General features: G+C 66.9%; 18 protein-coding genes and 1 pseudogene. 10 read left to right on the forward strand and 9 right to left on the reverse strand.

What is annotated here, in order from left to right; genetic code table 11:
* The first annotated feature begins 5 nt into the window (after positions 1 to 5).
* The 3 genes from MTR65_RS16460 to MTR65_RS16470 all read left to right on the forward strand — a co-directional run bounded on the left by MTR65_RS16460 (position 6) and on the right by MTR65_RS16470 (position 2,421).
* Positions 6 to 263 carry a hypothetical protein gene (locus tag MTR65_RS16460; protein WP_243802133.1) on the forward strand — a complete coding sequence of 86 codons (258 nt, stop codon included), beginning with the start codon at positions 6 to 8 and terminating at the stop codon, positions 261 to 263.
* Between the two features lie 68 nt (positions 264 to 331).
* On the forward strand, positions 332 to 1,591 hold the full coding sequence (gene lysA / locus MTR65_RS16465) for a diaminopimelate decarboxylase (RefSeq protein ID WP_243802135.1): 1,260 nt from the start codon (positions 332 to 334) through the stop codon (positions 1,589 to 1,591).
* A gap of 35 nt (positions 1,592 to 1,626) precedes the next feature.
* On the forward strand, positions 1,627 to 2,421 hold the full coding sequence (locus MTR65_RS16470) for a precorrin-2 dehydrogenase/sirohydrochlorin ferrochelatase family protein (protein WP_243802137.1): 795 nt from the start codon (positions 1,627 to 1,629) through the stop codon (positions 2,419 to 2,421).
* 144 nt (positions 2,422 to 2,565) lie between these two features.
* Here MTR65_RS16470 and MTR65_RS16475 read toward each other — a convergent pair whose 3' ends face one another.
* The 9 genes from MTR65_RS16475 to pyrE form a co-directional block, all read right to left on the reverse strand.
* Positions 2,566 to 3,117: a CAP domain-containing protein gene (locus tag MTR65_RS16475; protein WP_243802139.1), complete on the reverse strand. Its 552-nt coding sequence runs from the start codon at positions 3,115 to 3,117 to the stop codon at positions 2,566 to 2,568.
* A 113-nt stretch (positions 3,118 to 3,230) separates the two neighbouring features.
* Positions 3,231 to 3,704, reverse strand: a complete 474-nt coding sequence (ruvX, locus tag MTR65_RS16480) for a Holliday junction resolvase RuvX (protein ID WP_039390185.1) — start codon at positions 3,702 to 3,704, stop codon at positions 3,231 to 3,233.
* Positions 3,704 to 4,867, reverse strand: coding sequence for a DUF3089 domain-containing protein (locus MTR65_RS16485; RefSeq protein ID WP_243802141.1), 1,164 nt, complete (start codon positions 4,865 to 4,867; stop codon positions 3,704 to 3,706). The genes ruvX and MTR65_RS16485 overlap by 1 nt, the downstream gene beginning before the upstream one ends.
* Before the next feature lie 58 nt (positions 4,868 to 4,925).
* Positions 4,926 to 6,104 carry an AI-2E family transporter gene (locus MTR65_RS16490; protein ID WP_327194344.1) on the reverse strand — a complete coding sequence of 393 codons (1,179 nt, stop codon included), beginning with the start codon at positions 6,102 to 6,104 and terminating at the stop codon, positions 4,926 to 4,928.
* On the reverse strand, positions 6,101 to 7,021 hold the full coding sequence (gene lepB / locus MTR65_RS16495) for a signal peptidase I (RefSeq protein ID WP_243802159.1): 921 nt from the start codon (positions 7,019 to 7,021) through the stop codon (positions 6,101 to 6,103). The genes MTR65_RS16490 and lepB overlap by 4 nt, the downstream gene beginning before the upstream one ends.
* A gap of 18 nt (positions 7,022 to 7,039) precedes the next feature.
* Entirely contained in the window at positions 7,040 to 7,462 is a 423-nt protein-coding gene (gene acpS / locus MTR65_RS16500; RefSeq protein ID WP_243802143.1) for a holo-ACP synthase, read from the reverse strand.
* Positions 7,459 to 7,725: a hypothetical protein gene (locus MTR65_RS16505; RefSeq protein ID WP_243802145.1), complete on the reverse strand. Its 267-nt coding sequence runs from the start codon at positions 7,723 to 7,725 to the stop codon at positions 7,459 to 7,461. Before MTR65_RS16505 ends, acpS begins: the two co-directional genes overlap by 4 nt.
* Entirely contained in the window at positions 7,722 to 8,465 is a 744-nt protein-coding gene (locus MTR65_RS16510) for a pyridoxine 5'-phosphate synthase (RefSeq protein ID WP_243802147.1), read from the reverse strand. Before MTR65_RS16510 ends, MTR65_RS16505 begins: the two co-directional genes overlap by 4 nt.
* A 72-nt stretch (positions 8,466 to 8,537) precedes the next feature.
* The gene (gene pyrE / locus MTR65_RS16515) at positions 8,538 to 9,122 is read right to left on the reverse strand and encodes an orotate phosphoribosyltransferase (protein WP_226637754.1); all 585 of its coding nucleotides are present in this window, start codon (positions 9,120 to 9,122) and stop codon (positions 8,538 to 8,540) included.
* Positions 9,123 to 9,329: 207 nt separating this feature from the next.
* Between pyrE and coxB the strand changes: the two genes are divergently transcribed.
* The 7 genes and pseudogenes from coxB to MTR65_RS20315 all read left to right on the forward strand — a co-directional run.
* The gene (gene coxB, locus MTR65_RS16520) at positions 9,330 to 10,322 is read left to right on the forward strand and encodes a cytochrome c oxidase subunit II (RefSeq protein WP_419145056.1); all 993 of its coding nucleotides are present in this window, start codon (positions 9,330 to 9,332) and stop codon (positions 10,320 to 10,322) included.
* Positions 10,323 to 10,357: 35 nt separating this feature from the next.
* Positions 10,358 to 12,043, forward strand: a complete 1,686-nt coding sequence (gene ctaD / locus MTR65_RS16525; RefSeq protein WP_243802149.1) for a cytochrome c oxidase subunit I — start codon at positions 10,358 to 10,360, stop codon at positions 12,041 to 12,043.
* Between the two features lie 110 nt (positions 12,044 to 12,153).
* Entirely contained in the window at positions 12,154 to 13,074 is a 921-nt protein-coding gene (locus MTR65_RS16530) for a heme o synthase (RefSeq protein ID WP_213499660.1), read from the forward strand.
* An 8-nt stretch (positions 13,075 to 13,082) separates the two neighbouring features.
* The gene (locus MTR65_RS16535; protein WP_243802151.1) at positions 13,083 to 13,226 is read left to right on the forward strand and encodes a hypothetical protein; all 144 of its coding nucleotides are present in this window, start codon (positions 13,083 to 13,085) and stop codon (positions 13,224 to 13,226) included.
* A 3-nt stretch (positions 13,227 to 13,229) separates the two neighbouring features.
* Complete coding sequence (locus MTR65_RS16540; protein ID WP_243802152.1) at positions 13,230 to 13,862, forward strand: cytochrome c oxidase assembly protein; 633 nt, start codon at positions 13,230 to 13,232, stop codon at positions 13,860 to 13,862.
* Positions 13,863 to 13,945: 83 nt separating this feature from the next.
* The gene (locus tag MTR65_RS16545; RefSeq protein ID WP_243802154.1) at positions 13,946 to 14,767 is read left to right on the forward strand and encodes a cytochrome c oxidase subunit 3; all 822 of its coding nucleotides are present in this window, start codon (positions 13,946 to 13,948) and stop codon (positions 14,765 to 14,767) included.
* A 261-nt stretch (positions 14,768 to 15,028) separates the two neighbouring features.
* A pseudogene (locus MTR65_RS20315) lies at positions 15,029 to 15,133 on the forward strand (SURF1 family protein); the annotation flags it as partial.

Here is a 15,133-nt window from a genome sequence, read left to right on the forward strand (position 1 = left end):
CGGGAATGCGCAAGGTAGCGGCTCTTCTGGTCCTGACGGCGCTGGCGGCCTGCGGGCAGCGCGCGGATCTCGCGGTCAAGGAAGGCGCGAGCCTGCCGCCTGCACCTTACGGGCGGGCGCAGAAACCCGCGCCGCGCGAATTGCTCGAGAACCCGACGATCGCCATTCCCAAACGCAGCGTCGAGCTGCGCACGCGCTCGGAGGAACGTGAGGACGATCCCTTCGATCTCCCCCCGCCCGAGCGCGCGGTCGATCCGCAGTAACCACGCCTCCCCAATGACGCGGCCCGCCCCGGTGGCGGGCCCACACCGAATTTTCCGACAGGACACCCATGGACCATTTTCAGCTGATCGACGGCGAGCTTTGCGCCGAGCAGGTGCCGCTTGCCGACATCGCCCGCGACGTCGGCACCCCCGTCTACGTCTACTCGCGCGCCACCTTCGAGCGCCACGCCCGCGTCTTTCGCGAGGCGCTCTCGGGCCTGCCCAGCGTCCACATCGCCTTTGCGGTGAAGTCCAACCCGAACCTGGCCGTGCTGCGCCTGCTGTCGAAGGAAGGCTACGGCGCGGACGTGGTCTCCGAAGGCGAGATGAACCGCGCGCTGGCCGCTGGAATGCCGGCTGAAGACATCGTCTTCTCGGGCGTGGGCAAGTCGAAGCGCGAGCTGACGGCCGCGGTGAAGGCGGGGATTGGCCAGTTCAACCTCGAGAGCGAGGAAGAGGGCGTCGAATTGGCGGCCATCGCCTCCGAACTCGGCGCCACGGCCACCTGCGCGCTGCGCGTCAACCCGGACGTCGATGCGCGCACCCACGAGAAGATCTCGACCGGCAAGGCCGAGAACAAGTTCGGTGTCTCCTATGACCGCGCCGCCGGGATCTACGCACGCCTCTCCGCGCTGGACGGCCTCGACATGCGCGGGCTTGCGGTCCACATCGGTAGCCAGATCAGCGACCTCGAACCCTCGCGCCAGGCCTTCGTGAAGATGGGCGCGCTGATGGAGGAGCTGCGCGCGCAGGGCCTTTCGGTCACCCACATGGACCTGGGCGGTGGCCTGGGCGTTCCCTACAAGGGCAACGAGAGCCTGCCCACGCCCGCCGATTACGGCGCAATGGTGGTCGAGGTGACGAAGGGCTGGGACGTCACCGTCATGTTCGAGCCGGGCCGCGTGATCTCGGGCAATGCGGGCGTGCTTGTCTCCGAGGTGATCCGCGTCAAGGAAGGGACCTCCGCGCCCTGGATCGTCGTCGATGCGGCGATGAACGACCTGGCCCGTCCGGCCATGTACGATGCCTGGCACGACTTCGCGGCGGTCAAGCCGACTGGTGAGACCTTCACGGCCAATGTCGTGGGCCCGATCTGCGAAAGCTCGGACACCTTCGCCAAGAACCGCGAGGTCGACGTGGTCAAGGCGGGCGATCTCGTCGTCTTCCGCACGGCGGGCGCCTATGGCGCGACAATGGCCAACACCTACAACAGCCGCGCGCTGGTGCCCGAAGTCATGGTCGATGGTGACAGCTGGGCGCTCGTCGCGGGGCGCATCGAGCCCGAGACGATCCTCGCGGCCGAAAGCGTGCCGGACTTCCTCGCCTGATTGAGGCCCACGCGCAGGCTTGGTAAGGAGCGGCGATGATCGACAATCTGCCGCTTTTCCATGCCGTCCGGGACCGGCCGGTCCTCGTCCTCGGACGCGGCGAGGCCGCTCTTGCCAAGCGCCGCCTGGTCGAGCGGGCGGGCGGCCTTGTGATCGACGATTTTCGCGAAGGACTGCTGCGCGGCGCGCGGCTCGCCTTCATCGCGCACGAGGAGGAAGAGCTTGCCACGCGCGACGCCCGCCGTGCGCGCGGGGCGGGGCTGCTCGTCAACGTCACCGACCGGCCTTCGCTCTGCGATTTCACGGTGCCCTCGATCCTTGACCGGTCGCCGGTCCTCGTGGCCTTCGGGACAGGCGGGGCCTCGGCCGGACTCGCCAAGCACCTGCGCCTGCGCCTCGAAACGCTGCTCCCGCAGTCGCTCGGCAAATTGGCGGGGGCCTTACGCGATGCGCGCGGGGCCTTGCGCAGCCGCTGGCCGAGTGCGGCAGACCGGCGCCGGGCCATCGATGCGGCACTCACCGCAGGAGGTCCGCTCGACCCCTTGCGCGAGGACAGCGCGGACAAGGTCGAGGAATGGCTTTCGGGCACCGTCCAGGAGCAGGCGCGCGGCCTGTTCGAAATCGCGCTTACCAGCCTTGACCCCGACGATCTGACCCTGCGTCAGGCCCGCCTCATCGGCGAGGCCGATACCTTGGCGTGCGAGCCGGGTATTCCGGAGAGCCTGCTGGTGCGGGCGCGCGCCGATGCGGTGCGCCAGGGGATCGCGAACGGCGCTGCGGTCGAGGCCGATGCGGGGCTGACCGTGGTGATGCGCGTACCAAAGGGTTAGAAGAAGGTCATTTTTCAAGGGGCCATCGCCCCTTGACCCCAAAACGGGCGACCTCACCTTTCCCAAGCTACGTGGCGCGCGCAAGGCGAGGTCGACGGTATGGGGAGCCCGAGGGCGATGGCCCTCGGATAAATATTCTTCTTTCTACTCGCGCGCCCGTGGTGCGCCGAACTGCCGGTTCGAGGCCAGTTCCTTCGTGGTGTAGGGGCTTTCGTTCCAGACGTTGCCCGGCGGATCGTAGCGGCACACGAGGTATTCGTGGCGGGCGCTCTGGGCGAGGGCGCAGCCGACCGCGCTCGTGCGCGCCCAGATCATCTGGGTGTAGTGGCCGACGCGCGGGAAGTTGGCTTGCCAGGAGGTCCGGGCGTGCAGCGCGGTCTTCTCGCGGGCCCAGCCTGCGACCATGTCCGCAACCCGGTAGGCGCCGCGCGTGCCCATCCACAGGTTCTCGCCGGTGTCGCGGTTGGCTGTGTCGTGGCTGAAGGTGCCCGAGGCCGCGAGCCGGTGCGCCCAGGTTTGCGCTTCGCGGGCGAGCCTGGGGCTCCAGCGCAGCGGCGCGGCGCCGACGGCGGCGCGTTCCTGGTTGTGGATGGCAAGGACGGTATCCGCAAAGCCGGTCCTGTCCGGTGCCCCGCCCGTCACGGAACCACTGCCTGTTGCCGCCATGGCTGCGGCGGCGAGTATGCCCAAACCCATCTTGCAACCCCTGTGTAGGTGACACCGACGCCTAGCGGCGCGTTCCTGACTGTTTCCGGAACGAAGGGGAGTTGTGGGCCGAAAGTGTTAATATCCGATGCGTGGGAAGGGGCTCAGAACATGCCCCCGGCCAGCCCGTCGATGGCGCCCTGCAGGATGACGGCAGCCGCCGCGCTGTCGATGCGCTCCTTGCGCTTGGCGCGGCTCATGTCCTGGTCCAGCAGGCCGCGTTCGGCGCCCATGGTCGACCAGCGCTCATCCCACAGCAGGATGGGCAGGCCCAGAGCGGCGAGGTTGCGCGCGTAGGCGCGGCTCGACTGCGAGCGCGGACCTTCCGAGCCGTCCATGTTGAGCGGCAGGCCGATAACGATGCCGGTGATCGAACGCTCCGCGACAAGGGCTGAGAGCGCGGCCTTGTCGGCGCCGAACTTGCCGCGCTTCAGCGTCTTTCCGGGCGAGGCAAAGCGCCAGCCCGCATCGCAGAAGGCGGTGCCGATGGTCTGGGTGCCGAGGTCAAGGCCGAGGAGCGCGCCCGCGTCGGGAAGGGCGTCGCGAAAGTCGAGCGCGCTGGTGGTGACAGTGCTCATCAGCGGACGGCCTTCACCTTGGGGGCGCTTTCCTCGGGCGCTTCGTCCTGCGCGGCGAGCCAGGCGGTCAGGCGCTTGCGGGCATCGGCGCGCAGGTTCTCCCAGAACAGCAGGATGTCGTAGACGTGGTAGTTATTGCCCGGCAGCACGTAGTCGCCCAGCTCCAGCTTGGGCGGTGCGCCGATGTGCAGGAAGTTGTCGAGCTCGCAGGTCGCGGGCACGACCTGCGGGGCCAGCGTGCCGGTCTTCTCGGCAAAGTCGGGCACCAGGGTGCCGGTGTTGGCGCGCGCATCCGCCGCGCCGTCCTGCGCGCCGATCAGCGGGTTGGTGCAGAGGAACGGGCTGCCATCGAGCTTCTGCCCGTCGAGCCCGGTCTGGCGCAGGTAGCCTGCCGTCAGCGCAGAGGTGTCGGCCGGGTCGGCGACCGAGAGCCAGGAGAGCACGCAGCCCGCCTGGTTGTCGCTGGTGCACTGGGGCAGGCCCATCTTCGGCAGGTCATGGTCGAGCGAGACCGGCCAGCCGGGCAGGTAGGCCGCGGCCACACGTTCGGCGACGGGCGTACCTGCCACGTGGTCGCGCAGCAGGCGGCGCAGCAGAAGCGCGCCCTGGCTGTGGCCGACAAGGACGATGGGGCCGTCCGGGTTCTCGCGCAGGAACACGGCAAACGCGCTCTCAAGGTCGCCGTAGGCAAGGTCCAGAGCCTGCTGTGCTTCGGGGCGGGCGGTGAAGAAGGCACCGATCGTGGCCTGGCGGTAGCGCGGGGCCCAGACATCGCCCGCGGCGGTAAAGGCGCTGGCCATGGTCTGCGTGAAGAGCGCGGCGCGCGTGTTCGCGGCCTCGTCGTCGAGCGGCGCGTTCCAGTGCGCCTTCTCCATGTAGCTGGTGGGATGCACGAAGAAGATGGCCGCGCGGGCCGAGCCCACAGGCGCCGTGCTCGCCCCTTCGGGCAGCCACTGCGCGGGATCGTTCTGAAGGCCGGGCCGCGCAACCCACATGGCGGGTGCGTCCCAGTCGCCTTCAGGCTTGGCGGGCCGGGTCTCGAACTCGCCCGAGGGGACGAAGGTGAGCTCGGTCAGCTCGTCCGACCAGAAGGTGAGCGCGAGGCGTGCGGCCACGAAGAGCACGAGGCACACGGCGACGACATAGAGGAACTTGCGGGCCATGCTCTCTCCTGTTGCCGGTTCGGCCGGATCGGTCAAGCTTCGCCGGAAAGAGCGGGCCTTACGCGTGCAGCGCGCCTGCGGGATCGGTGTCGGCCTCGGAAGGGGCCTTCGTGCCGGGGGGCAGCACGCGGTTGCGCGCGGCCTCGCGCTCCAGCCAGATCTTGAGCATGGCCACCAGCGGGTCGGCCAGGGCCAGGCCCAGGATGCCGAACAGGACGCCCAGGATGAGCTGGGCGGCCAGCACCAGCGCAGGCGGCAGGTCGACCGTCTTGCGCGCGATCATGGGCACGATCACGTAGCCATCGATGAGGTGGACGATGAGGTACACGAACATCGTGTAGAGCCCCATTTCCATGCCGCCCGAAAAGCCGACGAGGATCATGATCGCGCCCGAGATCGGTGCGCCGATGTTGGGGAGGAAGGCGAGGAGCGCGGTGATGATGCCCAGAAGCGCAGCCATCGGCACGCCGTAGGCTTCCAGCATGGCCCAGGTGAACAGGCCTTCCACGCTCATGCCGATGACGCGCCCGAACAGCAGGCGGCGCAGCGCCGCGCCCATCGCGCGCGCGGTGCCTTCGAAATGGTCGCGTCGGTCGACTGGCAGGAACCAGCCCACACCGCGGCGGTAGAGGCGCGGCTCGAGCGCGAAGTAGATGCCCAGGACCAGGATCAGGAACAGCGTGGTGACCGCGCCGATGAGGCCACCGACCACCGCCGTGACCTGGCTCATCCCGCCCATCGCCTCGCGCGCCATGGACCGCAGGTCCACCGCCGTGACGTGGAGGCCGTGGCCGCGCAGCCAGTCGAGCGCGAGGTAATATTGCCCTTCGATCGTGGCGGGAAGTTCGGCGGCCTGAACCGCGATCTGGCTGCCCGCAAAGCGCGCGATCCACACCACGGCCAGCAGGGCGAGGGCGAGCACGATGGCCACGCACCAGGTGCGCCCGAGCGGCACCACCCGGCCCATCAGGCGCGCGCCGCCATCGAGCAGCGCGCCGAACACGATGCCCCCGAAGATAACCAGCAGCGATTGCGAGAGGAAGATCGCCAGCGCGAAGAGCAGCAGCACGCCGATCCATACGAAGGCCTTGCGCGCCTCGGTGCGGATCAGCGGGTCGGCGATGTCGGTGGGGCCCACCCGGCGCACGCGTGGGGACGTGTCGGGGGTGGAGGCAGGCGCCGCAGGTTCCTCGGCGCCCGGAGCGGTCTGCGGGGGCTCCCCCGCAGCAAGGCTCACTGCGCGGCCTTGCTCGCGTCGAGGGCGGGGCGCAGGCTGGTGAGGGCGCGGCCGGGGCGCAGCGCGCTCCACCAGGTCAGCGGGTTCCAGGTCTGGGTGCCATCGAGCGAGAACGTTATGAACTCGGCGCGCCCGCCGATGTCGGAGAGCGGCACCGGGCCATTGAGGCCGCCACAGGGCACTCCGGCCCAGTCGTCGAACGGGGCACGGCTGTCGGACGAGCGGTCACGGTCGTCGCCCATCAGGAAGACGTGGCCTTCGGGCACGCGGGTCTCCGGGTAGTTGTCGAGGCGCTGGTTCATGTAGTCGATGACGTTGTAACTCGCGCCGTTGGGCAAGGTTTCCCGGTAGGTCGGCATTTCGTAGACTTCGCGGCCCGAGGGCAGGCGGGTGCGGAAGGCTTCGAAGCCGTCGTAGCAGTGGCCCACTTCCTGCCCGTCGCACTGGAGCGCGGGATCGGCGGCAAGCTGCGTGGCGGGCACGACCTCGCGCGGGATGAAGCGACCGTTGAGGCGAATGCGCCCGTCGATCACCGCGATCCGGTCACCGGGGCGGGCGACCACGCGCTTGATGAGGTCTTCCTTGCGATTGCCGGGCACGACGATGACGATGTCGCCGTATTCGGGCGTTGAACCCAGGATCCGCCAGTCGCTGCGCGGCAGGGCGTGGAAGCTGATCGAGGACCAGTTCCAGCCATAGGCGTACTTGGAGACGACGAGGCGGTCCCCCACCAGCAAGCCCGGCATCATCGAGATCGAGGGAATGTAGAAGGGCTTGGCCACGAACGAGTGGAACGCCAGGACCCCCAGCAGCATCAGTGCAAGGCCGCGCACCTCGTGCAGCCAGTTGACCTTTTCCTTGCCCCTCGCCTTGGCGGATGTGGAGCTTTCGGAAGAGGGGGCGGAGGGTTCGCGCATGGTCTGGGACAAGAAACTCTACTCGGCAGCGGCGGATGAGGCGAGCGGGCGCGCCTCGATGACGACGAAAGCCTGCGCCCATGGGTGATCATCGGTGAGCGTGAGGTGAACCACGGCTTCGTGGCCCGCAGGGGTCATCGCGTCCAGACGCTCCTTCGCGCCGCCCGACAGGGCCAGCGTGGGCGCGCCGGAAGGGGCGTTGACGACGCCGATGTCCTTCATGAAGACGCCCTGCTTGAAGCCGGTCCCGACCGCCTTGGAATAGGCTTCCTTGGCGGCGAAACGCTTGGCCAGCGTGCCTGCGACGGTGTGCGGGCGCCGCGCGGCCTTGGCGCGCTCCTGCTCGGTGAAGACGCGGTTGAGGAAGCGGTCCCCGTAGCGTTCGAGCGAATTGGCGATGCGCTCGATGTTGCACAGGTCCGAACCCAGGCCGATGATCACTTGCGCCTTCTCCTGTTGCGCCAGTCTGCACGAATGCGCTCGGCCGCGGTCAGCGCCGGGCCCGAGAGCACGAAGACGGCAAAGCCCCAGCCGATGAGCCCCAGCCCCGAGAAGATCGGGTGCGGCTCGAACGGCCGTCCGGCGCGGTAGTCGCTCCACAGGGCAAGTGCCGTCGTGATGCAGGCGACTATGGGGACGAAACCCAGGCAGACAAGGCGGATGCGGCGTTTGAGGCGCGTAAAATCCGCGGCCTGGCGTTTCACCGGACTTCGTCCATCAGCGCGCGCATCTTCGCGATGCTGGCTTCGAGACCTGTGAAGATGGCCTCGCCGATGAGGTAGTGGCCGATGTTGAGCTCGGCAATCTGGGGGATGGCGGCGATCGGCTGGACGTTCTCGTAGGTGAGGCCGTGCCCGGCGTGGGGCTCGATCCCGTTCTTGGCGGCGAGCGCGGCCATGTCGGCGATGCGCCTGAGCTCTGTCGCCACGTCCGGGCCGGTGGCATGGGCGTATTCGCCGGTGTGCAGTTCGACGACCGGCGCGCCGAGCTTCATCGCGGCCTCGATCTGGTGCGGTTCGGGGCCGATGAAGAGGCTGACGCGCACGCCCGCCTCGGTCAGCTTGCCGACGATGGGGGCGAGCTGGTTGTGCAGGCCTGCGGCATCAAGCCCGCCCTCGGTGGTGCGCTCCTCGCGCCGCTCGGGCACGATGCAGGCCGCATGCGGGCGGTGCCTGAGCGCGATCTCCAGCATTTCCTGGGTCGCGGCCATCTCCAGGTTGAGCGGCAGGCCGGTGGCGTCCTGCACGCGCTGGATGTCACCGTCGACGATGTGGCGGCGATCCTCGCGCAGGTGCACGGTTATGCCGTCGCCTCCCGCCTGCGCCACGATCTGCGCGGCACGGGCCGGGTCGGGATGGAGCCCGCCGCGCGCGTTGCGGATGGTGGCGACGTGATCGATGTTCACGCCAAGGCGCAGATGCGCAGGGTGGTGGACGCTGGACACGGGAGGCGGGCCTTTGCGTTGCGGGAGGAAAACGGCGAGGGCGGCGCCCGGGAGGGCCGGGCGCCTTGCGGGTCAGGGCTGCTGGCGGCTGCCCGGCTTGATCGCGGGGGTGGCGGCGAGCTCGGCGGGAAGCTCGTCCTCGGCGTAGGTCGGGAAGCTGAGCGCGACGAGCGGATAGAACGGAACGCCCAGGTCCACAGCACCGGCCGAACGGTCGACAAGGGCTGCGGCCGCGATGACCTTGCCGCCGGCGGCCTCGATCGCCTTGATGGCTTCGCGGCTGGACTTGCCGGTGGTGACCACGTCCTCGACCATCAGCACCTTGTCGCCCGGATCGAGCTCGAAGCCGCGGCGCAGCTCGAACGTGCCGGTCGGGCGCTCGACGAACATGGCATCGACCTGGAGAGCGCGGCCCATTTCCTGGCCGATGATGACCCCGCCCATCGCGGGCGAGACGACCTTCTGGATCTGCTTGCGCACATCGTGGGGGAGCGTGGCGGCCAGCGCGACGGCCAGGCGTGCGGCGCGGTCGGGGCTCTGCAGGACGCGCGCGCACTGCAGGTAGTGGGCGCTGTGGCGGCCCGAGGAAAGAAGGAAATGTCCTTCCAACAGGGCCTTGCTGGCGCGGAACTCGGCGAGGACCTCTTCTTCCTGCATGGCGGTCAACTTCCTTTCATTAAAAACACGTAATTCGGCGGCCTTGCGCGGCGCCCAAAGTCAAAAATTCCCTAGTAGCGCTTGAGACGCGCAGCAAGCGCGCGTATAGGCCAAGATGGAAGGGGGGCAAGAGCCTCCGCATTTGGGGTGCGTGCAGGCGGGGCGATTCGCGTGTACGTTTATAAGAGAAACGGAAGCGCTATAACGATGATATCCGGACACATCGCCCGCTCACCGCGCCTTTTGGGGAAGGCCTGTATTTTTTCCGCAGCTGCATTTCTGGCCGCGCCCGCGCTGGCGCAGGAGGAAGGCAGCTACACGCCGATGACGCCGACCGAAGGCGTGGGCATGCCGACGCCGGGCGGGATCGGCTTCCAGGATCAGTTCTCGCCGCTGGGCGAATACGCGCTGAAGATTCACAACTACGCGCTGATGCCGATCATCACGATCATTACGCTGTTCGTGCTCGCGCTGCTGATCTGGGTCGTCGTGCGCTACAACAGCCGCGCCAACCCGGTCGCCTCCAAGACCAGCCACAACACCGCGATCGAGGTCGTCTGGACGATCCTGCCGGTGTTCATTCTCTTGGGCATCGCGGTCCCCTCGATCGACCTCATCGCCAAGCAGTACAAGCCCGCGCCCAAGGAAGCGCTGACCATCAAGGTCACCGGCAACCAGTGGTTCTGGACCTATGGCTACCCGGACAATGGCGAGTTCGAGGTGATCTCGAACATGCTCAACATCCCGGGCCAGCCCGTCATCAACAACGGCGTGCGTGAAGTCGGCTCGGAAGCCTGGGACGGCCCCTCGCACCTGGAAGTCGACAACCGCCTGGTCGTGCCCGCGGGCGAACTGATCCGCCTGCAGATCACCGCGGCCGACGTGATCCACTCGTTCGCGGTGCCCTCGCTGTGGTTCAAGCTCGACGCGGTGCCGGGCCGCATCAACGAGAAGGTCCTCTTCGTCGAGAAGCCGGGCGTCTACTACGGCCAGTGTTCGGAACTGTGCGGCGCGAAGCACGGCTACATGCCGATCGCGCTCGAGGCGCTCCCTCGCGAAAAGTACAACCAGTGGGTCCTGACCCATCCCGGCGCCGTGATCGACGGGCGTGAAGAGCCGGCCGCGGCCGCACCGGAAGGCGAGGGCGAAACCGTCCCGGCCGACATGCCGGAAGACGCCGCCACCGAAGCTGCCGTCTGACGGCCCCGCGAACGCAAGGATTAGGGTTTACCACCATGGCAACCACCGCAGACCAGTTCCAGGGCCACGTCGCAGACCACGGCCACGATCACGGGCATGACCACCCGGGCTTCTTTGCCCGCTGGTTCATGTCGACCAACCACAAGGACATCGGCACGATGTACCTGATCTTCGCGATCATCGCGGGGATCATCGGCGGCGCTTTCTCGGGCATGATGCGCGTCGAGCTCGCCGAGCCGGGCATCCAGTACCTCGACATGTTCGCCAAGTGGTTCGGGGCGGAAAATCCCGATTTCACCACCACGCTCCACACCTGGAACGTGCTGATTACCGCGCACGGCCTGATCATGGTCTTCTTCATGGTCATGCCCGCGATCATCGGCGGTTTTGGCAACTGGTTCGTGCCGATCATGATCGGCGCGCCGGACATGGCCTTCCCGCGCATGAACAACATCTCGTTCTGGCTGACCGTGGCGGGCTTCATCTCGCTCCTGTGCTCGGCCTTCGTGCCGGGCGGTACGGGGCTTGGTGCGGGCACTGGCTGGACGGTCTATGCGCCGCTCTCGACCTACGGTTCGCCCGGACCTGCCGTCGATTTCGGTATCTTCGCGCTGCACCTGTCGGGTGCCGGCTCGATCATGGGCGCGATCAACTTCATCACCACCATCTTCAACATGCGCGCGCCGGGCATGACGCTGCACAAGATGCCGCTGTTCGTGTGGTCGGTGCTCGTCACCGCGTTCCTGCTGCTGCTCTCGCTGCCGGTCCTGGCCGCGGCCATCACCATGCTGCTGACCGACCGCAACTTCGGCACGACCTTCTTCGATCCCGCCGGCGGCGGTGATCCGGTGCTCTACCAGCATCTGTTCTGGTTCTTCGGCCACCCCGAAGTCTACATCATGATCCTGCCCGGCTTCGGCATCATCTCGCAGATCATCTCGACCTTCTCGAAGAAGCCGGTCTTCGGCTACCTCGGCATGGCCTACGCGATGGTCGCGATCGGCGTCGTCGGCTTTATCGTGTGGGCGCACCACATGTATTCGACCGGCCTTTCGGTGAACACCAAGATGTACTTCACCGCGGCCACCATGGTCATCGCGGTGCCCACCGGCGTGAAAATCTTTTCGTGGATCGCCACGATGTGGGGCGGCTCGATGGAGTTCAAGAGCCCGATGATCTGGGCCATCGGCTTCATCTTCCTGTTCACCGTGGGCGGCGTCACCGGCGTCGTGCTGGCGAACGGCGGTGTCGACGACAACCTGCACGACACCTACTACGTCGTCGCGCACTTCCACTACGTGCTCTCGCTGGGCGCGGTGACCGCGCTCTTTGCCGGCTTCTACTACTGGTTCCCGAAGATGAGCGGGAAGATGCACTCGGAGTTCCTCTCCTACGTGCACTTCGCGGTGTTCTTCGTGGGCGTGAACATGATCTTCTTCCCCATGCACTTCCTGGGGATGCAGGGCATGCCGCGTCGCTACCCGGACTACCCGGAAGCCTTCACCTACTGGAACCACATCGCGACGATCGGCTACATGGTCATGGCCGCCTCGCTGGTGGTCTGGTTCGCGAACATCGCCTACGCCTTCCTCGCGGGCCGCAAGGCCGAGGACAACTACTGGGGCGAAGGCGCGACGACGCTGGAATGGACGCTGACCAGCCCGCCGCCGTTCCACCAGTTCGAGACCCTTCCGGTCATCGAAGAGGCCGCGCACCACTGATCGGTCCCGGTTCCTTCCAACGGCGCACACGCGACGATTTGCCGGGCCTTCGGGTCGGGCAAATTGTCCGTCTCGCCTGAAAGGCACGAACGGTGTATGGGCACGCCACCATGACCACCTCGATTACCCCCCCGAATCCGGCTCCCGCCCGGCGTCCGGCCGAATGGCGTGACCTCATCGCGCTGACCAAGCCGCGCGTGATGAGCCTTGTCATCTTCACCGGCCTGTGCGGCCTCATCGCCGCGCCTACGCGCATCCACCCGGTCCTCGCCTTCACCGCGATCCTGTGCATCGCCATCGGGGCAGGCGGCGCGGCCGCGCTCAACCAGTGGTGGGAAGCCGACCTTGATGCAGGGATGAAGCGCACCGCCAAGCGCCCGCTCCCGCAAGGCCGCCTTGACCGCACCACTGCGCGCGACTTCGCGCTGGTGCTGTGCTCGGGCTCGGTGTTCCTGATGGGCTTTGCGATCGGCTGGCTTCCGGCCGCGATCCTGGCTGTCTCGATCGTCTACTACTCGGTCATCTATACCATCTGGCTGAAACCCCGCACGCCGCAGAACATCGTTATCGGTGGCGGCGCAGGCGCGTTCCCGCCGCTGATTGGCTGGGTCGCCGCGACGGGCGAGATCACGCTCATGCCGGTCGTGCTCTTTGCCATCATCTTCATGTGGACGCCGCCGCACTTCTGGGCGCTCGCGCTCTTCGTGAAGAGCGACTACGCCAAGGTCGGCATCCCGATGATGCCGGTCGTCGCGGGCGAAAAGGCCACGCGCCGCCAGATCCTGATCTACTCGGTGCTGCTCCTGCCGCTGACGATGGTCCCCTGGTGGATCGGCGGCACAGGCCTCGTCTACGGCGCGAGTGCGTTCGTTCTGTCCGCGCTGTTCCTCGCGCTCTCGGTCCGCGTCGGCCTTCGTACGCGCGGCGAAGAGGACACGATGAAGCCCGAGAAGCAGCTCTTCGCCTACTCGGTCATCTACCTCTTCGCGCTCTTTGCCGCGCTGGTGCTCGACCGGTTCATCGTCATCTGAGGGAGTTTATGGACGAGGAAAAGCCCGAGACCCCCGCGCCCGATACCCGCAGCGTCGAGCAGATCCGCAAGGACCGCAATCGCGTGCTCGGTCTGGGGCTTGCCGCCTTCGTGGTCCTCGTCTTCTTCATCTCGATCGCGAAGATGGGCTGAGCCATGGCGAGCCTGTCCCAGCCCCACGATGCCACAAGCCAGGCCGCGCAGACGCGCCGCCGTAACCGCAAGGTCGGCCTGATCGGTCTTTCGATGGCGCTGGGCATGCTGGCGCTGGGCTTTGCGGCGGTGCCGCTCTACCGCATTTTCTGCCAGGTGACGGGCTATGGCGGGACCACCCAGCGCGTCGACGGGGCGACCGCGCAGGCTGTCCAGGTCGCCGCGCGACCCATGTCGATCCGTTTCGACGCCAATGTCGCGCACGACATGCCCTGGAATTTCAAGCCGCTCCAGACCACCCACGACATTACCGTCGGCCAGCGCGACATGGCCCTGTTCGAGGCGACCAACACCTCGGACAGGCCCGTGACCGGCACCGCCAGTTTCAACGTGGAGCCCGAACAGGCGGCCAAGTATTTCAACAAGATCCAGTGCTTCTGCTTCACGCAGCAGACACTCCAGCCCGGCGAAACCGTGAAGATGCCGGTGCTCTATTACGTCGATCCGGCGATCCTTGGCGATGAAGACAACAAGGACGTCGAACAGATTACGCTCAGCTACACCTTCCACCTCAACGAAGTTCAGACATCTCCTGCGGATGCAAAGGGTCTGGACCGCGCCGGGGCGGGAAGTTAAGGCTCATTTGGGGACCGTTTCGGCCGGCACGTGGCGCCGGGCGGAGCGGCTAGAACAGTTTCGATAAACGGGGATGAAGGCACATGGCCGGTACCAAGAACCACGACTACCACATCCTGCCGCCGGACATCGCGCCGCTGGCGACCACGCTGGGCGCGCTGATCTTCACCTCGGGCATGGTGCTGTTCATGCACGACATGCCTGGCGGCGCCTTCGTGCCGTGGATGGGCCTGGCGCTCCTCATCGCCTCGATGTGGATGTGGTTCGCCAAGATCATCCACGAAGCGCGCGCGGGCGATCACACCCCCGTCGTGCAGCTGCACCAGCGTTACGGCATGATCCTGTTCATTGCTTCGGAAGTGATGTTCTTCGTTGGCTGGTTCTGGGCCTTCTTCGATTTCTCGCTGTTCCCCTCCACGCTCACCGAAGTGGTTGACGGGCAGTGGCCGCCCAAGGCGATCGAGGCGGTCATGGATCCCTTCGCGCTGCCGCTGCTCAACACGCTGATCCTGCTGACCTCGGGCACCACGGTGACCTGGGCGCATCACTCGCTGATCCATGGCGACCGTGAGGGCCTCAAGAAGGGCCTGTGGGCGACGATTGCGCTGGGCGTCCTGTTCAGCGCGATCCAGGGCTACGAATACCTGCACGCCCCCTTCGGCTTTGGCGGCAACACTTACGGCTCGGCCTTCTACATGGCGACCGGGTTCCATGGCTTCCACGTCATCGTCGGCACCATCTTCCTCGCCGTGTGCCTCGTGCGCAGCTACCAGGGCGACTTCACGCCGCGCCAGCACTTCGGCTTCGAGGCTGCGGCCTGGTACTGGCACTTCGTCGACGTCGTGTGGCTGTTCCTCTTCGTCGCGGTCTACATCTGGGGCGGCTGGGGCTATCCCACGCACTGATCCGGGCCGGTCTCGCAAAACCAGGAAAGGGCAGCCCGCGTTTGCGCCGGCTGCCCTTTCGGTTTGGTGCGGTCTCACGTGCGATTGTAAGTGGAAAGGAGATTTCCGAGGGCCATTGCCCTCGGGCTCCCCAAACCGTCTACCTCACCTTTCGCACGCTGCCATGGCTGAGTAGGGTGAGGTCGCCGATTCCGGGGTCAAGGGGCGATGGCCCCTTGAATATCTCTTCCTGTTTCCCTGCCTGCTGAAAAGGCCCCGACCATGCGCTCCATCCCCATTATCTCCACGCTGGTCGTGCTCGCGGCTGTCGGCGTGATGATCGCGCTCGGTGTCTGGCAGCTGGAGCGCCGCGAGGAGAAGGCTGAC

The sequence above is a fragment of the Novosphingobium mangrovi genome (assembly GCF_022818885.1).
Lineage (GTDB): Bacteria > Pseudomonadota > Alphaproteobacteria > Sphingomonadales > Sphingomonadaceae > Novosphingobium > Novosphingobium mangrovi.